Raw genomic sequence first — 18,768 nt, 5'->3', positions numbered from 1 at the left:
GCGGCCCGGAGGAGTTGCAGCGGATGAGCCAAGAATACATGAGGGAGCGCACCCGGATCGTCGGTGTGCTCGGTTACCTGGTGGTGATACTGGCCATGGGGCTGGCCACGCTGGGAGCACCGGTCGCGGAGGCCGGGCCCGTGCGGACGGTGCTGATGATGGGGGACTCGCTGTCCGCCGCCTACGGGCTCGCGCCGGAGGAGGGCTGGGTGGCGCTGACGGCCGAGCGGATGGCCAAGGAGACGCCTGGCTGGCGGGTGGTGAACGCCAGCGTCAGTGGAGAAACCACCGCGGGCGGAGCCGCGCGAATCGAAGGAGAGCTCACGCGCAACCAGCCAGCGGTGGTGGTCATCGCCCTGGGCGGCAACGACGGGCTGCGGGGCCTGCCGCTCAAGCAGACCCGGGCCAACCTGGAGAAGATGGTGAGCGCGGCCAAGGCCTCTGGAGCCCGGGTGTTGCTGGTGGGCATGCGCATGCCGCCCAACCTGGGAAAGGCCTACACGGAGGGCTTCACGGCCAACTACCGAGCCGTGGCCGAGGCGCACAAGGTGTCCCTGCTCCCGTTCCTGCTGGAGCCCATCGCCATGGACCGCGCCTCCTTCCAGGCCGACAACATCCACCCCGTCGCCGCCGTGCAGCCCAAGCTGCGCGACCATGTCTGGCCCGCGCTGGCCCCGCTGTTGAAGTGAGGGCCCTCGCGCCCCTTGGTCCCTCGAGGCCCGCGGCTGTGTCCTTCTGCTCGCGAAGGTGAACGCTCCCCGAATCAGGCACCTCGCCCTGTTCAACTGTCAACAACATACCGAAGACCAAGGCCAGCGCCGCATGACGATGCTGGCTTTCATCCAGACACCAGAGGAGGGATCTCGGCGAACCGACCCCAGCCCCACTCTTCCCATGAAAGGTGCTTTCCCATGAAGCGAGTCTCTTATTTCGAACTTCTCTCCAAGGTATCGCCCGCCCAGTCGGCGTTGAGGGCCGAGGAGTCGAACCGGCTATTCGCGGAGAGTCCTCGCAAACGTCGCGAAGAGCTCGCGCCCTCCGTACGGGCACTGGCCGAGTACGTGAAACGCCCGGAGAACGAGTTCCTCCGCATCTACATCGGGAGCATGCTGGACGAGGCCAACCAGAAGAACCCCATCAACATCAAGACGCCGGAGGACTTCTTTCAGCAGCTCAACAACGCGCTCAACAGCCTTCCGAGGTACGATTCGAACTTCATGGCCGCGCTGCCGTTCTACACGGTCCTGCAGCCCTTCATGGAGAACAGCTACGGCTGGGCCTTCTTCACCAACGAGGCGGTCCGGCCCTATTTCGCCGAGATCCTGAAAGCGTATCACGCCAAACTGGAGACGCCCGCCTCTCTCGCCTACCTGAACGACTCCTACGGGAACTGGCTCAGCGCGGAGGCCAGCAAGTATCTGAGCCTGGACGAGTACGTCTACGATCCCGCCGCGCCGCACGGCGGATTCAAGTCCTGGAACGAGTTCTTCATCCGCAAGTTCAAGGACTTCGACGCCAGCCGCCCCCTGGCGCCCGATCCCACGGGGAAGGTGCTGATCAGCCCCGTGGACGGGCAGGTCTGGAAGATCTCCAAGCAGGTGCAACGCGAGGCCGCGTTCGAGATCAAGGGCGAGCAGTATTACCTCACGGACCTCCTCGCCGAGAGCGCCGACAGCCCCCTGCTGCGACCCTTCGTCGACGGGCTGGCGGTGCAGATCGTCCTGATGCCCTTCAACTACCACCGGTGGCACTCGCCCGTGACGGGCAAGATCAAGAAGGTGCGAACGGTCCCGGGATACTTCTTCGCGCAGCCGGCCCCGAACCAGGATTACGCGGCATCGTTCCCCTTCCTGAGCCACGTCAACACCCGGACGATCGTCTTCATCCAACCCGAAAATCCAGACATCGGAGAGATCGCCATGATCTTCGTGGGGCTGACGGAGGTGTCCTCGTGCATCGCGACAGTCAAGGAAGGCGATTCGGTGCAACGAGGAGCCGAGATCGGCCACTTCGCATTCGGTGGGTCGACCTGCTGCATGCTGTTCGACCGGTCGAAGATCTCTTCTCTCTACATCACGGACAACGCCACGTTGAGCGACGGCTCCAGCGGGTCTGGCGAGAAGCTGGATAACGTGGTGCAGGTGAGACAGAACATCGCGATCGCGCTGTAGCGGCGATCGCGGCGTCCCCTCGAGACGTGACAGCCCCACCGGTGATTCGAGCGCGTACAATGGCGCCATGCTCTCGTTCCGCTCGCATCTGCTTCTCCTGGGGCTCCTGGCGTCTCCCGTGCTGGCCGCGGTCCCCACCGGCTTCCAGGAGACGGCGTACACCTCTTCGGCTCTGACCCCCGCGACGGGACTGGCCTGGGCACCCGATGGCTCGGGGCGGCTCTTCATCACCAACAAGAACGGCCAGGTGCTCGTCGCGGCGATGCGCGATGGGGCGCTCGTCGTGCAGGACTCGAAGCTGGTCACCTCCGTGTTCGCCACGGAGAGCGTCTACACTTCCGAGGAGTGTGGCCTCCTCGGAATTGCGTTCGATCCGAACTACACCGTCAACCGCTACGTCTATCTGTTCATCACGGCCATCGGATCCAAGCAGCAGATCGTCCGCTATACGGACGCCAACGGAGTGGGCACGGCACACACGGTGCTCGTCGACAACCTGCCGACCGCCACGCAGAACCATAACGGCGGAGCAATTGGTTTCGGCCCGGATGGAAAGCTGTACTGGGCCATCGGGGATCTGGGCACGGGCGCGGGCGTGAACGCGGATCTCACCTCGATGGCGGCCAAGGTGAGCCGGGCCAATCTGGACGGCACTCCCGCCAATGACAATCCCTTCAATGATGGGGTGGGCCCCAACAGCGAGTACATCTGGGCGCGCGGCTTCAGCGACCCCTTTACCTTCACCTTCCAACCGGGCACCGGGGCGCTGTGGGTGAACACGCCCGGAACGGACTACGAGCAGATCTTCGTGACGAGGAGAGGGGAGCATGCGGGCTACAACAGCTACGAGAACAACCAGCCCGCGGGGTTCATCACCCCGGTCATCAAGTACCGCACCAACGGCGTGGACACGCGCAACATCACCGCGGGTGGCGCCGTGCGCAGCGCGGGCCGCGTCACCTTCACCACCACGGCGCTCCACGGCTTCCGCAAGGGGGAGAAGATCACCGTGGCCGGCGTGACGGACCCGAGCTTCAACGGGGAACTCCACGTGTCCAGCGTCCCGAGCGGTACGACGTGGACAGCGGTGCAGGCGGGAGTGGATGCGACGAGTGGCGGGGGCACCGCGACGACGCAGTCCCTGGGAAGCGCCCTGACGGGCGGGACCTTCTATGACTCCACGCTCTTTCCGAGCGACTACCGCGGCAACTTCCTCTTCGGGGACTACATATCCGGAAGGCTGGTGCGAGCCACGCTGGCCGGGGATGGCTCGGTGGCCACCGTGGATGCATGGGCAAGCGGCATCACCCATGCCGTGGATATGGACGTGGGACCGGATGGCGCGCTGTATGTCGTGGGGGTCGACTCGGGCAGCCTCCGGCGGATCTCTCCCACCGCGTCCGGGCAGAAGCTCCTCGTCTCGGCGCTGCACGTGACACTCGTCGAGGGCGGCAGGGCCGTGTTCACGGTGAGGCTGGCCGAGGCGCCCACCGCGGAGGTCACCGTCCGCGTGGCGCGGGACTCGGGCGACGCGGATCTGACGGTGGTGGACGGCGCGGAACTCACCTTCACACCGGCCAACTGGAACCAGCTTCAGCGCGTCACCCTCGCCGCCGCCGACGACGCGGACGTGACGGCGGACAGCGCGGCCTTCACGGTGTCCGCACCCGGGCTGAGCCCCGAGACGGTCCAGGTCGTGTCCATCGACGACAACACGGCGCGCCTGGTGCTGTCCTCCACGGCCCTGACGCTGAACGAGGAGGAGACCGCATCCCTGACGGTGGCGCTCTCCAAGGCCCCTTCCAGGAATGTCTCGCTCACGGTGGCGCGGACCGAGGGGGATGCGGATGTCAGGGTCTCCAGCGCCACGACCCTGACCTTCAGCCCGGCCAACTGGAGCACTCCGCAGACCGTCACCGTGGCGGCCGCGAAGGACGTGGACTACCTGGCGGACTCCGCCACGCTCACCCTGGCCCTGGCCGGAGGGGACGCGCGCACGGTGTCCGTCACCGTTCGGGACAATGACGCCGTGGCCCCGGTCATCTCGTCCACGCCTGGCACCTCCGCGGTGGTGGGTGTCTCGTATCGCTATCAGGTGGTGGCCGACGGGCTGCCCGCTCCCTCGTTCTCGCTGACGAGCAGCGTGGCGGGCCCGGTCATCGACTCCAGCACCGGCGTCCTCGTCTGGACGCCGGAGAGCGTGGGCACGGTGGACATGACGGTGAGCGCGAGCAACGGGGTCCTTCCGGACGCGCAACAGTCCTTCCAGGTCCTGGTGGTTGTGGCGGCGGAAGACCCGCGGGGCTGTGATTGTGGCGTGGGCCCTGGAGGCGCGCTGGCGTGGGGAGGGCTGGTCCTGGGTGCGATGCTGCGCCGAAGGCGGGCGAGCAACGCATAGGAGGGCGGGCCCACGCCTGCCTCGTGCGGGCCCCCCCGGCTCTACGCCTCGGCTCAGGACGCCTCTTTCATCTCCTCTTCTTCCACGTCCTCGAAAACGGGCTCGAGCGCTGCTTCGAGCGCCGGGTAGATGCCGAGCAGATCCTCGACACTGGAGTTCAGGCTGAGCCAGTTCACGATCCGCACCGCGTCCTCGTTGGTGATGCACACGCGCCGCAGGTGGCGGTTCACCACGAAGTGGCGCTTGCCCTGGGGCGTGTCGAACGCATACCCACGCAGCAACTCGGCGGCGGTGTATTGGCGGATCGCCGATTCCACCTCGGAGAGCTGTTTCTTGAGCTCCGCGCGCCCGTAGCGGCTGAGCAGCAGCAGCAGGTGTTCGCGATCGATCCAGTGCCCGTGCATGTAGACGCCCCGCGCGCGCTTGAGCTTGTTGTAGCGCTCCAGCGCGCGCTGCGCTCCCTCGGCGCTCAGGCCCGTGGTCGTCTCGTAGTCGTAGAACAGATCCAGCACGGTGTCCGTCCGGCTCATAGCGGCAGACGTAGTCGAAGCAGGTGCCGAACAAGCGCGTGACCCAGCTCATCCTGCCCCAGGGCGCGGACCAGCCGGACAACGCCGAGGCGGCCCAACGGCGCGGGCTGGCCGTGTCGCTCTCCCCCACTCCAGAGAACCGGGAGCCCGTGGAGGCGGCGCTCGAGCGGGTGCTGAAGGACGCCGCGCTCCGAGCGACAGCACGCGCCGTCCAGGAGGAGATGGCGGGACTCCCGACGCCGCATGACATGGTCGAGCGGCTCGCCGCGCTCACCTGACGCCTCCCGCACACAACGAACACCCACACTGTGAAATTGACTTTGATAATCGATTTCAACTAGGAGGAGACCGTCACTTCGTCCCTGACCCAGGAGACCGAGCATGCCGCCGTCCGCCGCCCCCTCGTGGCCGCGCCAGGAAAGGCCCTGGCGTGTCGTCCTCGCCCTGTCCACACTGTCATTGACCCTGGCCTGTGCCTCACGGTCCGGAGTCTCCGCCGGGAGCGGAGAACACCCCGTGTCCTCCGCGTGCGACCCGGAGCGGGATCGGGCCGCCATCCTCCAGATGGCGGGCAACTACCGGGTCGAGTTCGCCTTCGACGAAACAGTGGGATTCAGCGAGGGCTACACGCTCCACGCGCCCTACCGCGCGAGCGCGACGGAGTGGGTGGAGGTGTTGGAGGACACGCCCCGGAAGGTGTCGCTCCAGCATGTCCTGATGATGGAGCGGGACGGCAAGCGCGCGACCCTGAAGCACTGGCGGCAGGATTGGACCTTCGAGGACACCACGCTGCTGGAGTTTCGCGGGCATCGGACATGGGAGCGCCGCGTTCTGGCGCCTCACGAGGTGGCGTGCACGTGGAGTCAGGCCGTGTACGAGGTGGACGATGGGCCCCGGTACGAGGGCCATGGGAGGTGGACCCATGCCCATGGCGTCTCCGCCTGGCAGTCCGAGGAGACGTGGCGGCCCCTGCCTCGCCGCGAGTACACGAAGCGCGGTGATTATGACGTGCTCGTCACCACCAACCGGCATGCCCTGACGCCCACGGGATGGGTGCATGAGCAGGACAGCCTCAAGGTGGCGCTCGGCCCCACCCCGCATGCGCTGGCACGAGAGCACGGACTCAATCTCTACACACGCCAGCCGGCCGACACGGCCTCCACCGAGACGAGCACCGCCTGGAAACAGACACAGGGCTTCTGGAGCGAGGTCCGTGATGAGTGGCGGACCCTCTTCCAATCCCACCCGCGCTTCACCCTGCGGGACAGCGTCGACGGCAAGCCGCGCTTCGAACACCTCTTCGCTCTCGAGCACACGGCGGCCTCCGAACGGCGCGAGCGGATCCGCGCGGCGATCGAGCGCTTCCTCGAAACCACGGTGAGTGCCAGGGCAGCTCCCCCTGGCGAGTAGACAACCTCCCAGCCAGCGTGCGCCGAGGCTCAGTTGTTGGGCGCGTCGGCGAGGATCCAGGAGCGGATGCGGGTGAGCTCGCCGGGGTGCTCGTCGAAGTAGGCCAGGTTGTCCTGCGGCATCCTGGTACCGCAGAGGGGATTGGCGATGAGCTTCTTCACGAGCAGCGAGTCGTCGGGCTGCTTCGGCAGCACGCGCGCGAGGTTGGTGCTGACGCAGGGCGCATTGTTGCTCTTGACGTTGACCATGGAAGCCCAGGACTTGCCCGCATCGAGGTTCAGCCCTCCGCGGGTCGCCGTGCCGCTGTTGTGACAGCTCGTGCACTGCGCGTTCCAGATGGGCTGGATGTCCCTGGCATATGAAGGGAGGGTGACCTCCACGTTCACCGAGCGCGTCACCGAGTCGTGCCCGTCGGACACCGTGACCTGGAAGGTGTAACTCGTCGCCGCGGCGAGGTCGCCGGAGCGCCACTGCGCGGCGGCGGCCGTGGGGTTGGTGAAGGTGCCCGCACCCGCCGGATCGACCGTCCAGGCATAGGTGAGGATGTCCCCGTCCTGATCCGTGGCGCCGATGGAGAGGTTGACGGTGTCACCCGCGATCACCGAGCCAGGCGCGGTGATGGCCGCATCCACGGTGGGGGGGCGGTTGACGGTGGGAACGTTCTTCACCACCACGTCCACCGAGCCCTCGGCCGTGCCGTCCTTCCCATCCGAGACCGTCACGTGCAGGGTGAAGGTCGTGTCGGCCGGCACGGCGGGCGCTGTCCACGTGCGACTCGACCCGGTCTCGGTGCCGAAGGTGCCGACGGGGGTGGCGGGGGTCTGTGTCCAGGTATAGGTGAGCGGATCCCCGTCCGGGTCGGTGGCGGTCACCGCGAGGGTGGTGCTCGCGACCTCGTTGACGGAGGCCGGCGTGGCGGTCACCTGGGTGAGGGAGGGAGCCTGGTTCTGGTCCTCCGGGGAGTTCTGACCGAACAGCCCGCATCCGCTCCACCCCAGGCTCAGGAGCAGGAGCGCGTGGAACGACTTCCGCGATGGCCGCCACGAGGGCGGGGTCGGCTGAAGCGTGTGCATGACTCTTCCTTGTTCGGGCACCACTCGCGAGTCCGGTGCCAGCGACCATCCTATGCCGGACCCGCGCCAGGACGCTCCCGGGCAAGGAAAGGTTCGCTGGCCCTGTGAAGTCGGTAACAACGCCACGCCCGTCGTGTGCACGAGGGCACAGGGCGACTACTTGATGCCCTGGTTGAGCTGCGCGCACTCCGCGGCGGTCACGTTCTCACCGCAGACCGCGATCTGGTCCTGTGGCTTCGCGTCCGACAGGTTGCTCACCAACGCGTTGCCGAGCACGTGGTTGAGCGCGTTGAGGTTGTAGCCGTTGTCCTGCTCCACCTGCCACCCGAACACGCCAGCCAGACCGTTCGCCTTCGCGTAGGCGGCCTTCAGCGCCACGGTGCGCGGCGTCTCGAGGGTGATGAACGAGCCGAGCGGGTTGACCAGGTAGTCCGCGTTGGAGGCCTTGTCCGTGTAGAGGTGGTAGCCGTTCTTGGGCTTCAGGTCCTTGTCGAGGAAGTTCTGATACAGGTCATAGCCCTCCAGCACGCCGGCCTCCCACGAGCCGACGCCGGCAACGCCCAGCACGAGCCCGACGCCCGTGGCGTTCAGGTCGCCGAAGGTGGAGCTCCCCTTCAGGCCGTGGGTGTACTCGGTGATGTCTCCGGGCTTGATGGCCTTGGCGCGGTGGTAGTTGGCGATGCCAATCATGATCTTGTTCGCCGGCGCGCCCGCCTGCCTCAGCGTCCGGACCGCCGCGTCCACGGACAGGGGCGCGGTGTTGCCCTGGGCATCCTTGAAGTTGGGGTTGGTGAGCAGCGGCGTGTGGTGACTGAACTGGCGCTCCCAGGCACCGGAGAAGTCGTACGTCATCAGGTACAGGCGGTCGAGGTACTTGCTCGTCTCCGCCCAGTTGATGAGCGTCAGCTTGCTCGGGATCGCCGCGATGGCGCTGGAGAGACGATACTGCTTGCCGGTCTTCCTGCTCAGCCAGTCCATGCCGGCGCGCAGTTCCTTCAACAGTTGCAGGTAGTTCTGCGGATCATCCGGACGGGACATGCCGGGCACCGCGCCGTCCGCGCCCGGGTACTCCCAGTCGATGTCGATGCCATCGAAGTCGAACTGCTCCAGGAAGCGGACCACCGAGTCCACGAACGCCTTGCGCCGCGTCGGGTCGTACGCCATCCACGGGAAGCCCTCGCTCAGGGTCCACCCGCCCACCGACAGATCCAACTTCAGGTGCGGGTTCTCCTGACGCAGCTTGTAGAGGACGCCGAACACGCCCGCCACGTCCTTCGGGTCCAGGTCATACATGGGCTCCGTGCCCGTCACCTTGCCTCCGGTCTGGCCCGGCAGAACGCGCAGGAAGGCCGCCTCGAAGTCCGCGACGGCCATCGCACCGTCTGGCAGGTTGCTCTGCTTGCACGTCCGATTGACCGCCGCGGGCGCGGTGGTGGGGAAGCCCGGGTCCTGCGTGTTCTTCGCGGCCGGGAAGCAGATGCCCGCGAACCCGTAGACGAGCCGGTGCACGTTCTTCACCGGCAGCTTGTTGAAGTCGAAGCGACGGCCATAGATGGCCCAGTCCCCGAGGTACTCGACGATCTCCTGTCCGGCGCTCAGCTGATACACATTGTGCTGGAGTGGCAGGGTCCCGGGAGGAAGCTTGGAGACACGCGCGCCCGTGTCCGCGTCGAAGCCAGGGTGGTTGCCACCCGGATCCTTCGAGGGATCGATACCGCCCCGGGTGCCACCGGTGCCGGTGCCGGAGACCGGGTGGGCCGCGCCGATGGGTCCCGAAGGCGCGACGCTGCCCGCGCGCTCGTTGCCCGTCACCACCGACGGCTGGCCGTAATCGATGGTGTTGGGGATGGACACCGGGCACAGGGCCGCATCCGGAACGCCGACGAGTTGCCACATGTTGTAGACGGTGTCGTCGGGCCTGATTCCGTGCACGTCGGCCAGGGCGCGATAGGCCCTGCTGTCGTATCCGACGACCTTCCCCTTCGCATAGATCTTGGTGGCCACCCACGCGGGTGCGCAGAAGGGCGTCGTGGGGCCGCCTCCTCCCGTGTCGGGCGGAGCCACCTTCCACAGGGAGGGGACATTGGGCGGCTCCCAGCCTGGCCCGGAAGTATGGGCGAAGATGCACTGGTACTTCACGCCATTGTAGGAGACGACGTCGCCCACCGCGTACTGCGTGTTGGCGGCCCAGGGTGTGGCCGTGCTGGTACCAGCGTCAGTGCCGGTGCCAGCGTCAGTTCCTCCGCCTGTACCTCCGTCCGTGCTTCCTCCACCGCAACTCCCTCCTGTCTGCCAGAGAGTAGTCGTATCCCTCGGATTCCAATTGGCCCCGGGATGTGCGGTGTGGGCCACCCGTGCGGTGTACGTCGCCCCCTGGTAGGTCACCACCTGCCCGGCCGTGTAGCTCGTCCCTTCGGCCCACTCGGAGCAGGCCGCGGCCAACGAACTCTCGCTCTTCGCCAGCGGGGGGGCGTCATGCTCACCGCAGGCAGTTCCAAGAAACAGGATGGCCGCCACCGTGGCGGACAAACCACACGCACGACGCCGCATAACGCCTCCGCAATGCACGATGTCTGGTCAAGCGGCCCTCCTCGGGCCACGCCGCCAGGTTCAGGCAGAAGGAGACGGGTGACTCATTTTTCGGGTCATCGCGCGGCTACGGCCCCCAGTGGAAGCCGGTGCCATCCTCGGCCACGCTCCAGACCTCGTCCGACGACAGCGCCTCGAGGCTCGAGAAGCCCTGCGTGCCGAAGCGGAAGTCCAACCACCGCGTCCCGTCGAAGCGGACGATGTCATCCGTGTCCAGGCGTCCGAGGACGGAGCCCTTCCCGAAGGACACCACGTCGAGGATGTCCGGGGCGACGCCGCCGTCCACGTAGATGGGGTACGCGGGCTTCGTGGTCCACGTGTCCCCCTCGCGCTCCAGCAGCAGCCCCTGGTCTCCCGAGGCGTAGGCGAGGCCCGGGCTCACCACGTGCACGGACTGGAGGGCAGACTGCCCCGCGGAGGACGACGGCAGCGGTTCCGGCAGCCACGTGCCACCATCCGGGTTGGCGTGGTAGGCGACCGGCACCTTGCCCCCAGCCGTTCCCACGGCGATGAGCGTCCGCGGGTCGAGCCCGTGGATGGAGCGCAGGTCCGCGTCCACGTGCGCCACCCGCACCGGGTCCTCCGGGTAGTCCCAGCGGAGGATGTCCCCGGACTCGCTCACCGCGTAGAGCGTCGTGCCCCCGTCTCCCTCGAACCCCACGATGTCCTGGATGGCCGCGCCGCCCCCGTCGAAGGACGCCAGCGTGCAGGGCGCCCCGACGACGGTCGTCCGCGTGGCGAGCCGGCCCAGCCAGGAGCCCACGAAGACGCGCCCGTCGCTCGGCCTCGCCCAGGCGGTGGACCACTCCCCCGGGCAATCGCTGAACCGCCGCACGTCGAAGCCGCCGTCGGCCTCGCGGCTGACATAGGCGAGCACCCCCGTGTTGTCGCTCACGAACCAGGCCCGGCCGCGCGCGTGGGGGGCCACGTCCCGGAGGGCCACTCCGCTCATGGGCGGTGTCGTCCTCCATTCGACGCCGGCGCAGATGGGATCCGGGTCCACGCGGGTGTCGCAGTCGTTGTCGAGGAAGTCGCAGCGCTCCTCCAGCCCGGGTGCGATGGAGGCGGAGCGGTCATCGCAGTCCGTGCCCTCGGAGGAGGCGCTCACGTAGCCGTCTCCATCCTCGTCGAGCGCGCTCAGGCCCAGGGAGACCTCCGCGCTCCCCTCGTCGGGAACCTCCACCCGGCCCGTCGCGGTGGCCACCTCCTGTCCGGTGCACGAGTGCTCGCGGGCGGAGGCCGACACCACCACGGTGTGGCTCCAGCCGGCCTTGCGGATGAAGCCCACCTCGCGGGTGCCCTTCCCCTCCAACACCGGAGGATCCACCGGGAGTTCCAGCGTCCTCGAGGACGCCTCCGCGTCCGCGAGCCGCAGCGTGACGCAGCCCGGGCGGAAGCCGTCGTAGGACAGCAGCACGCGGACCTGGCAGGGGTGGTCCGCGTCGCAACTGCTCGGGCGCTCGGCCTCGAGCTCATCGATGTCCGGCACGGTACAGGTGATGCAGAGCCACCCGAGTCCCACGGCCACGGCACGCTTCATGGCGACACCTCCACCCGCGACGACGGCGTCCTGTCCGCGAGGAACCAGGTGACGGCCGCCCCGGCGGCGGCGGTGACGGCCGCGCCCAGGAGGACGTTGGCCACGAGCGCCTGTCCCCGCGCGCTGTCCAGGTGAGCCCGCCGGTCGCTGTAGAAGGCGGCCTCGCGCGCGTTGCTCACGTTGCCGCGTGACTGCAGGCCGAAGTAGCCGCCCACGCCGCCGAGCACCGCGCCCGCCCCCAGCAGCGCCAGTGGGAGCACCGGCGTGGAGCGCGAGGCGCGCACCTCCGCTTCCGCTCCGCCAGGGGGGACGAGCCCGGAGGCTGGCGTCTGCGCGAGCTTCGCGTCCGGCACCGCGCGCGGCGCGTCCGACGGTGGGCTCGGGTTGAGTGCCAGCACTTCACGGCGCACGTCCTCGAAGTCGCTCGCCACCTTGGGGGACACCTTCACCGGGAGGCTCGCATTGGGCCGCAGCATCAGGCCGGCGCGGAAGGCAGCCCGGGACGCCTGGCGCCGCCTCAAGTCCCCGAGCACGAGGCCCCGGTAGATGGCCACCCGGGCCCGCTCTCCATCGTCGCGCGCGAGGCGGCTGGCGCCTTCGAGCTCCTGGAGCGCATGTTCGTAGTCGAGGTTCTCGTAGGCACGCGCCGTGGCCGCCATGCGGCCCTCGAAGTCCGGGGCAGTGGAGGCCGACGGCTGGCTCCACGCTGGTGACGCCAGCATCAGCACGAGGCCGAGCACGATTCGCAGGTCCATGGACGGGCAGGATACTCACCCGGCTCCAGGCCGCGAGACGTTCCGTCTCCATGGTGCGGTTGTCACCGGCGCTGTAACCCGGTGAGCATATGCTCATGCGAAAAAGTTATTTATCTCCAGACGACTCCTCGAACACGCTGATTACTCCGTGTTCGAGGAGCGTCGCGCATGAGCGCATCCCTGTTTCCCCATCGGCTGCTGGCGGTCCTGGTTGGGGGCTGTCTGGCACTGTCCGCCCAGGCGGCTGACATCGTCATCGGATACCAGACGGGCATCGACCCGACCAAGGTGCCGCAAGCCGACGGCACCTACGAGAAGGCCATCGGCCAGAAGCTCGACTGGCGGCGTTTCAACAGCGGCGCGGAGGTGATCACCGCCATGGCCTCCGGCGCCGTGCAGCTCGGCAACCTCGGATCCAGCCCGCTGGCCGCTGCCGCCACCCGGGGCCTGCCGATCGTCACCTTCCTGGTCTCCGCGCAGATCAACTCCGCCGAGGCCCTGGTGGTCCGCCATGGCAGCAACATCAACACCCCCCAGGATCTGGTGGGCAAGACCATCGCCACCCCGTTCGTCTCCACCTCCCACTACAGCCTGCTCGGCGCGCTCAAGCACTGGAAGCTGGACGCGACCCGGGTGAAGGTGATCAACCTCAACCCCACCGAGATCGCCGCGGCCTGGAAGCGCGGTGATATCGACGGTGCTTTCGTCTGGTCTCCGGCCCTCGGCGAAATCAAGCGGAGTGGCAAGGTGCTCACAACCGCCGCCGAAGTGGGCGCCTGGGGCGCGCCGACCTTCGAGGTCTGGGTCGCGCGCAAGGACTTCGCGGAAAAACATCCCGAGGTGCTCGCCCGTTTCGCCAGGGTCAGTCTGGAAGCCTTCGCCGACTACGCCGCCCACAAGGAGGCCTGGACCGCCCACTCCGAGCCGGTGCGGAAGATCGCCAGGCTGACCGGCGCGAACCCGGAGGACGTGCCGGAACTGCTGGCCGGCGCCACCTTCCCGGATGCCAGTGCCCAGGAACGGCTGCTCGGAGGCGAGACCGCCAGGGCCATTGCCGCCACCGCCCTGTTCCTCAAGGAGCAAGGCAAGACCGACACGGTACGGCCCGACTACTCGCCCTACGTCAGCGCGAAGTACTTGAGGGAATGACGCTGTTCCGCCCCTCCCCTCCCCGAGACGACGATGGCCCTACTCCAACTGGAGCGCATCAGCGCACGCTACCCCGGCACGGCCGGTCCGGTCCTGACGGACATCTCCCTCAGCCTCGGGCCACGGCAGTTGCTGGTCGCACTCGGCCCGTCCGGCAGCGGAAAGACCACGTTGCTCAACCTGATCGCTGGCTTCGTGCCACCCAGCGGTGGACGCATCACCCTCGACGGCGTCCCGGTGCGCGGCCCCAACGCCGAGCGCGGCGTGGTCTTCCAGGACGACGCCCTGCTGCCCTGGCAGGACGTGCTGACCAACGTCGCCTTCGGCCTCGAACTGGCCGGCATGCCGCGTGACCAGCGCGAGGCCCGGGCCCGCGAACTGCTCGCCCTGGTCGACCTGGCCGGTTTCGACACGCGGCGCATCTGGCAGCTCTCCGGTGGCCAGAAACAGCGCGTCGGCATCGCCCGCGCCCTCGCCGCGGACCCGCGCGTCCTGCTGATGGATGAACCCTTCGGCGCGCTGGATGCCTTCACCCGAGAACAAATGCAGGAACTCCTGCTCCAGGTATGGAAGCGCACGTCCAAGCCGGTGTTCCTGATCACCCACGACATCGAGGAGGCGGTGTTCCTCGCCACCGAGCTGATCCTCCTGTCGCCCCATCCGGGACGGATCAGCGAACGCCTCGAGCTCGACTTCGGCCAGCGCCATGCCGCCGGAGAGAGCGCGCGGGCGATCAAATCCGACCCGCGCTTCATCGAAACCCGCGAGCACGTCCTGGCCCAGGTCTTCGCCGAACGGAAGAGGAGAACGGCATGAGCAGCCTCGAGCTTCCAGCCGTGGCGAACACCCCCGAGCCCACGGTCCGGCCTCCGCGCCGCCCGCTGAGCCTCACGGTCATCAGCGTCCTGACTGTCTCCACCCTGCTGTTCCTGTGGTGGGCGGTGACCACCGCCGGGCTGATCGAGCCACTGTTCCTGCCGGGCCCCCAGGCCGTGGCGCGGAAGGGCTGGGAGCTGCTGACCCTGGGCTACATGGACGCCAGCCTCTGGCAGCACCTGGGGGCCAGCCTGGGACGCATCGGCGTGGCCCTGCTCGCCGCCGTACTGACCGCGATTCCACTGGGCATCGCCATGGGTCGCAGCCGCGTGGCCCGAGGCATCTTCGACCCGTTGATCGAGTTCTACCGGCCGATCCCCCCGCTGGCCTACCTGCCGCTGATTGTCATCTGGTGCGGCATTGGCGAGCTGTCCAAGGTGCTGCTGATCTTCCTGGCCATCTTCGCTCCCATCGCCATCGCCACCGCCACCGGCGTGCGCCATGTCGATCCGACCCGGCTGCGTGCCGCGCAATCCCTGGGCGCCACCCAGGCACAGTTGATCCGCCATGTCATCCTGCCCAGCGCCCTGCCGGACATCCTCACCAGCGTGCGCATCGGCCTCGGTGTGGGTTGGTCGACCCTGGTGGCCTCCGAGCTGATCGCCGCCACCAGTGGCCTCGGCTTCATGGTGCAGTCGGCGGCGCAGTTCCTGGTCACGGACGTGGTGATCCTCGGCATCCTGATCATCGCCCTGATCGCCTTCGCCCTGGAGCTCGGCCTTCGCGCCCTGCAACGCAGGCTGGTGCCCTGGCATGGGCAGAATCACTGAACCTTCAGAAGAGGTAGAGACGATGTCCCTGAAGATCACCCCCTTGAATCCCGCCCTGGGTGCGGTCATTGAAGGCATCGACCTGCGCGAGCCCCTGAGCGACTCCCACCGTGATTCCATCGAGAAAGCCCTGCTGCAACACCAGGTGCTGTTCTTCCGCGACCAGCCGCTGACGCCCCGACAGCAGGCCGCCTTCGCCGCGCGCTTCGGAGAGCTGCACATCCACCCCATCTACCCGAACATCCCCGAGCAACCACAAGTGCTGGTGCTCGACACCGCCGTCACCGACGTGCGTGACAACGCCATCTGGCATACCGACGTCACCTTCCTGGAAACCCCAGCCCTCGGCGCCGTGCTCGCCGCCAAGAAACTACCCCCCTGTGGGGGCGATACCCTGTGGGCCAGCAGCAGCGCGGCCTTCGACGCCTTGTCGAAGCCGATGCAGAAACTGCTCGACGGCCTCACCGCCCTCCACGACCTGACCCGCTCCTTTCCCCTGGAGCGCTTCGGCACCACCCAGGAAGACCTCGCCCGGTACGAGGAAGCCAAACGCAAGAACCCACCGCGCACCCACCCGGTGGTGCGCACCCACCCGGTGACGGGACGCAAGGGATTGTTCGTCAACGATGGCTTCACCACCCGCATCAATGAACTGGAGCCGGCGGAGAGCGATACCCTTCTGCGCTTCCTCTTCGCCCACAGCACCCGCCCGGAGTTCTCCCTCCGCTGGCGCTGGCAAGAGAACGACGTGGCCTTCTGGGACAACCGCATCACCCAGCACTACGCGGTCGACGACTACCGCCCACAGCGGCGGGTGATGCACCGCGCCACCATCCTCGGTGACAAGCCGTTCTGACGTCATGGAGTCACCGATGAGTTGCTTCAGTAGAGGTTGGTCTTGTAGTCCTTCTCCAAGCCCTTCAGCAGAAGGCCGGTAACGCCGGGAACGGACAGGACCGCGCCCGCCAGCCTGGCTCCGAGGCCCTTGTCGCTATTCAGCTTGAGGTGCGCGACGAACACCTTTGCCGGATCGATGCCTTCGGTACGCGCTTTGACTGGCCAGAGATTGGCGCGGACGAGTGTGGGGCTCTCGCGCAGATCGATGGTCGGGTCGTCGATGCCAGTCACCAGCGTGGGCGTCTTGCCCTGAACGACGAATCGCGCGCGAACCGCCTCATCGGTCGTGAGCCGCGCGACCCCCGATAGATGGGCGACGTGCGTCGAACCAGGGATCAGGAGCGCGGCGGCGACATGCGGCTGGGCGATGATGTTGCGGAAGCTGTCCACGCGGCGGTTTCCCGGACGATCGGCGAACCAGGCCCCGCCATCTTCGAGACTCGCCATCGTGCCAGCTGGATCGCCCTTGGGGCTGAGGTCGGCGCGTCCCCGCGCGTCGATCGTCGCCAGCGCCATGAAGCGGCTGGCGGAAAGGAAGGCCGCGGCCTCCCGCGGCGTGGCCGCGCCAGGCGAAGCAGCCCAGAAGTCCGAGCGGATCAGCGCCTTGGCGCAATGGCCATAGCATTCCTCGACCGTGATGCGGAACTCGCCCCCGTCCACCTTCGCCACCCTGCCGTTGACGCGCAGGGTCTCGCCAACGCCGGGGAGCAGGAACAGCGAGCCGAACCCCATGCCTGGCCGGGCCAGCGTCGGGTCGTCGAGCAGCGCGGTGGGCAGACGCAGCTCATGAGCGTCGCCCCCAGCGAAACCGGGGTGGCCCCCACCGAGGGTGACACCGATGCGGGAGCCATCCCCGAACCCGGCGAAGACAAGGGGCGACGCGGCGATCCAGCGCAGCGCGCCTTCGTCCAGATGATCGATGACCTTGAGATTCACCGGCGCTGGCGCCTTGCCGATGTAGGCTTCCAGCTCGTCAACCGTGGCGATTGAGTCGCTCGTCCTCCGCACGATGTTCGCTCCTTCTGATGAGGATGAAAGGCGTGACCCTGTCCCTTCAACCTGACCTGATTTCCGCTTGACCGCATTGCGCAACCTGGCCAACTTGTTTCGAGATTCGGCCACCACGTAGAATCGACCCCGAATGCCCCACCTCACCCTCCCTGCCGATGCCGATCCGGATGACGTCGCCCGACCCGCCCTGGTGGTCGGGATGGAGATGATGACCGGGGAACTCGAGCTGGGCTTTCACACTCACCGCAAGGCACAGCTGTTCTTCATCGTCCGTGGCGAAGTGACGTGTGAGGCATCAAACGCCCTGTGGCTCGTCCCCCCTCAGTCCGCGCTGTGGATTCCAGGCAATACGAACCACAACATCAAGGGCCGGGCACCTCTCGAGGGGGTCGCGCTGTTCGTGGAGCCCGACGCGATCGCCACCTTGCCCAGGGAATGCTGTGCGGTTTCGGTCAGCCCTCTGCTCCGGGAGCTGCTGTTGCGCGCCGCGATGCTGCCAGCACTGTATCCACTCGACGGGCCGGAGGCCCGGCTGTTCGCCGTACTGCTGGACGAGCTGGCGGCGGCGCGGGTGGAGAATCTGCGGCTGCCCATGCCCACGGATGCGCGGCTCCGGCGGCTCGTCGAGATGATCACCGCCCATCCGGCGGACGGCTCGACCATGAAGGAATGGGCGAAGCGGATGGGCGTTGGCGAGCGAACGCTGAACCGCCTGCTCGTTCACGAGACCGGCATGAGCTTTGGTCGATGGCGCCAGCAACTTCACATCATCCTGGCATTGCAATGGCTCACGCGGGGAGCCTCCGTGCAGAGCGTGGCCATCGACCTGGGCTACGAAAGCGCGAGCAGCTTCGTGACGATGTTTCGAAAGGCGTTCGGCACGTCGCCCGCGCGGTACATCTCGCGGCGGCTGGACCTCGCCAGCCCCGATGCTGGCGACTGACTGCCTGTGAATGCCCTCCCCGCCGCCTGGGTCCGCGGGGCGAGGTCCTCGCTCCGGGCTCGGTGTCAATCCTCGTCGGCTGCTGGTTTGTCAGCATCCCGTATCGGGCGCGAGTCCTGATCGTTGGCCCAGACAGCACCTCCGGGCGTTTCGACCTTCACCGAGACTCCGGACTGCTTGGCGTCGATCGGCCCCCGCACCGTCGCATTGAAGGTTTTCACGACGCGATCATCATCGGTGATCCGTCGACCAGCGTGCCTCAGTTCCTCTTCGTTCCATTCCTGCTTGCCCCCATGGGTCCGGGGAATCAGGGCGACCGCCCGGTCGGCCTGACCGCCGTCGGCGACGTCCCGGCCGAGCTTCTCCTCGTCGACTTCCACCGAGATGCTGGTCGCGGCGGGTCCCTGAACCGTTGCGGCCGTCTCGACGTGAATGGCCTTGGATGTAACGTGGGGTTGGGATCTGGTCTTTGACATGGTTCATGCCTCGGGTTGGCCGAGCCATGAAGTTAGGGATTCACACGTCAACATCAAGTGTCCCTACCTTTTTTATCTGGTTGAAATCTTGTCAAAGCAAGGCACTGTCAAGATGAAAAGTCGTCGGGGTGAAAAGCTGTCAAAGCCGGCCCCTCGGCGTATAAAGGGACGCGTTTTCCC

At 67.3% G+C, this 18,768-nt stretch carries 17 protein-coding genes; 10 read left to right on the top strand and 7 right to left on the bottom strand.

Annotated elements, in window-relative coordinates:
• The first annotated feature begins 23 nt into the window (after positions 1-23).
• From CYFUS_RS20145 to CYFUS_RS20135, 3 genes are all read left to right on the top strand, one after another.
• A complete protein-coding gene (locus CYFUS_RS20145; RefSeq protein WP_095986703.1) occupies positions 24-689 on the top strand; it encodes an arylesterase in 666 nt (221 codons plus the stop codon).
• Positions 690-911: 222 nt separating this feature from the next.
• Positions 912-2,171, top strand: a complete 1,260-nt coding sequence (locus CYFUS_RS20140) for a phosphatidylserine decarboxylase family protein (protein WP_095986702.1) — start codon at positions 912-914, stop codon at positions 2,169-2,171.
• Positions 2,172-2,238: 67 nt separating this feature from the next.
• Entirely contained in the window at positions 2,239-4,569 is a 2,331-nt protein-coding gene (locus tag CYFUS_RS20135) for a PQQ-dependent sugar dehydrogenase (RefSeq protein ID WP_095986701.1), read from the top strand.
• Positions 4,570-4,622: 53 nt separating this feature from the next.
• Here CYFUS_RS20135 and CYFUS_RS20130 read toward each other — a convergent pair whose 3' ends face one another.
• Positions 4,623-5,099 (bottom strand): hypothetical protein, encoded by a 477-nt coding sequence (locus CYFUS_RS20130; protein WP_232537668.1) that lies wholly within the window; start codon positions 5,097-5,099, stop codon positions 4,623-4,625.
• A 23-nt stretch (positions 5,100-5,122) separates the two neighbouring features.
• Here CYFUS_RS20130 and CYFUS_RS20125 point away from each other — a divergent pair, with 23 nt between their 5' ends.
• Positions 5,123-5,377 carry a nucleotide disphospho-sugar-binding domain-containing protein gene (locus CYFUS_RS20125; RefSeq protein WP_095986700.1) on the top strand — a complete coding sequence of 85 codons (255 nt, stop codon included), beginning with the start codon at positions 5,123-5,125 and terminating at the stop codon, positions 5,375-5,377.
• A 238-nt stretch (positions 5,378-5,615) separates the two neighbouring features.
• Positions 5,616-6,509 carry a DUF6607 family protein gene (locus CYFUS_RS20120; RefSeq protein ID WP_095986699.1) on the top strand — a complete coding sequence of 298 codons (894 nt, stop codon included), beginning with the start codon at positions 5,616-5,618 and terminating at the stop codon, positions 6,507-6,509.
• A 29-nt stretch (positions 6,510-6,538) separates the two neighbouring features.
• On the opposite strand, the gene CYFUS_RS20115 is transcribed toward CYFUS_RS20120, so the two are convergent.
• The 4 genes from CYFUS_RS20115 to CYFUS_RS20100 form a co-directional block, all read right to left on the bottom strand.
• Positions 6,539-7,582: a PKD domain-containing protein gene (locus CYFUS_RS20115; protein ID WP_095986698.1), complete on the bottom strand. Its 1,044-nt coding sequence runs from the start codon at positions 7,580-7,582 to the stop codon at positions 6,539-6,541.
• Between the two features lie 156 nt (positions 7,583-7,738).
• Positions 7,739-10,132 (bottom strand): glycosyl hydrolase family 18 protein, encoded by a 2,394-nt coding sequence (locus tag CYFUS_RS20110; RefSeq protein ID WP_095986697.1) that lies wholly within the window; start codon positions 10,130-10,132, stop codon positions 7,739-7,741.
• A 106-nt stretch (positions 10,133-10,238) separates the two neighbouring features.
• The gene (locus tag CYFUS_RS20105; protein ID WP_095986696.1) at positions 10,239-11,711 is read right to left on the bottom strand and encodes a putative metal-binding motif-containing protein; all 1,473 of its coding nucleotides are present in this window, start codon (positions 11,709-11,711) and stop codon (positions 10,239-10,241) included.
• A complete protein-coding gene (locus CYFUS_RS20100; protein ID WP_095986695.1) occupies positions 11,708-12,466 on the bottom strand; it encodes a hypothetical protein in 759 nt (252 codons plus the stop codon). The genes CYFUS_RS20105 and CYFUS_RS20100 overlap by 4 nt, the downstream gene beginning before the upstream one ends.
• 168 nt (positions 12,467-12,634) lie before the next feature.
• Here CYFUS_RS20100 and tauA point away from each other — a divergent pair, with 168 nt between their 5' ends.
• The 4 genes from tauA to tauD are packed head-to-tail and all read left to right on the top strand — an operon-like array spanning position 12,635 to position 16,117.
• Positions 12,635-13,615: a taurine ABC transporter substrate-binding protein gene (gene tauA, locus CYFUS_RS20095; RefSeq protein ID WP_095986694.1), complete on the top strand. Its 981-nt coding sequence runs from the start codon at positions 12,635-12,637 to the stop codon at positions 13,613-13,615.
• Positions 13,616-13,648: 33 nt separating this feature from the next.
• Positions 13,649-14,431 (top strand): taurine ABC transporter ATP-binding subunit, encoded by a 783-nt coding sequence (tauB, locus tag CYFUS_RS20090; RefSeq protein WP_095986693.1) that lies wholly within the window; start codon positions 13,649-13,651, stop codon positions 14,429-14,431.
• On the top strand, positions 14,428-15,261 hold the full coding sequence (gene tauC, locus CYFUS_RS20085) for a taurine ABC transporter permease TauC (protein WP_095986692.1): 834 nt from the start codon (positions 14,428-14,430) through the stop codon (positions 15,259-15,261). The genes tauB and tauC overlap by 4 nt, the downstream gene beginning before the upstream one ends.
• Before the next feature lie 22 nt (positions 15,262-15,283).
• On the top strand, positions 15,284-16,117 hold the full coding sequence (gene tauD / locus CYFUS_RS20080; RefSeq protein ID WP_095986691.1) for a taurine dioxygenase: 834 nt from the start codon (positions 15,284-15,286) through the stop codon (positions 16,115-16,117).
• A gap of 26 nt (positions 16,118-16,143) precedes the next feature.
• On the opposite strand, the gene CYFUS_RS20075 is transcribed toward tauD, so the two are convergent.
• Entirely contained in the window at positions 16,144-17,166 is a 1,023-nt protein-coding gene (locus tag CYFUS_RS20075) for a pyridoxamine 5'-phosphate oxidase family protein (protein ID WP_095986690.1), read from the bottom strand.
• Positions 17,167-17,299: 133 nt separating this feature from the next.
• Between CYFUS_RS20075 and CYFUS_RS20070 the strand changes: the two genes are divergently transcribed.
• Positions 17,300-18,112, top strand: coding sequence for an AraC family transcriptional regulator (locus tag CYFUS_RS20070; protein ID WP_095986689.1), 813 nt, complete (start codon positions 17,300-17,302; stop codon positions 18,110-18,112).
• Positions 18,113-18,177: 65 nt separating this feature from the next.
• On the opposite strand, the gene CYFUS_RS20065 is transcribed toward CYFUS_RS20070, so the two are convergent.
• Positions 18,178-18,588 (bottom strand): hypothetical protein, encoded by a 411-nt coding sequence (locus tag CYFUS_RS20065; RefSeq protein ID WP_095986688.1) that lies wholly within the window; start codon positions 18,586-18,588, stop codon positions 18,178-18,180.
• Positions 18,589-18,768: the final 180 nt, after the last annotated feature.

The organism is Cystobacter fuscus (assembly GCF_002305875.1).
In the GTDB taxonomy this organism is placed as follows: domain Bacteria; phylum Myxococcota; class Myxococcia; order Myxococcales; family Myxococcaceae; genus Cystobacter; species Cystobacter fuscus_A.
The sequence above is the reverse complement of the archived record's forward strand: the minus strand, read 5'-3'. Positions and strand labels throughout refer to the sequence as shown.

What these genes read in the sequence shown, in the direction of transcription:
- tauC (WP_095986692.1), top strand. Translation starts at nt 14,428, where the DNA reads ATGAGCAGCCTCGAGCTTCCAGCCGTGGCGAACACCCCCGAGCCCACG.
- CYFUS_RS20145 (WP_095986703.1), top strand. Translation starts at nt 24, where the DNA reads ATGAGCCAAGAATACATGAGGGAGCGCACCCGGATCGTCGGTGTGCTC.
- tauA (WP_095986694.1), top strand. Translation starts at nt 12,635, where the DNA reads ATGAGCGCATCCCTGTTTCCCCATCGGCTGCTGGCGGTCCTGGTTGGG.
- CYFUS_RS20105 (WP_095986696.1), bottom strand. Translation starts at nt 11,711, where the DNA reads ATGAAGCGTGCCGTGGCCGTGGGACTCGGGTGGCTCTGCATCACCTGT.
- CYFUS_RS20140 (WP_095986702.1), top strand. Translation starts at nt 912, where the DNA reads ATGAAGCGAGTCTCTTATTTCGAACTTCTCTCCAAGGTATCGCCCGCC.
- CYFUS_RS20070 (WP_095986689.1), top strand. Translation starts at nt 17,300, where the DNA reads ATGCCCCACCTCACCCTCCCTGCCGATGCCGATCCGGATGACGTCGCC.
- CYFUS_RS20130 (WP_232537668.1), bottom strand. Translation starts at nt 5,099, where the DNA reads ATGAGCCGGACGGACACCGTGCTGGATCTGTTCTACGACTACGAGACG.
- CYFUS_RS20100 (WP_095986695.1), bottom strand. Translation starts at nt 12,466, where the DNA reads ATGGACCTGCGAATCGTGCTCGGCCTCGTGCTGATGCTGGCGTCACCA.
- tauB (WP_095986693.1), top strand. Translation starts at nt 13,649, where the DNA reads ATGGCCCTACTCCAACTGGAGCGCATCAGCGCACGCTACCCCGGCACG.
- CYFUS_RS20065 (WP_095986688.1), bottom strand. Translation starts at nt 18,588, where the DNA reads ATGTCAAAGACCAGATCCCAACCCCACGTTACATCCAAGGCCATTCAC.
- CYFUS_RS20115 (WP_095986698.1), bottom strand. Translation starts at nt 7,582, where the DNA reads ATGCACACGCTTCAGCCGACCCCGCCCTCGTGGCGGCCATCGCGGAAG.
- tauD (WP_095986691.1), top strand. Translation starts at nt 15,284, where the DNA reads ATGTCCCTGAAGATCACCCCCTTGAATCCCGCCCTGGGTGCGGTCATT.
- CYFUS_RS20110 (WP_095986697.1), bottom strand. Translation starts at nt 10,132, where the DNA reads ATGCGGCGTCGTGCGTGTGGTTTGTCCGCCACGGTGGCGGCCATCCTG.
- CYFUS_RS20135 (WP_095986701.1), top strand. Translation starts at nt 2,239, where the DNA reads ATGCTCTCGTTCCGCTCGCATCTGCTTCTCCTGGGGCTCCTGGCGTCT.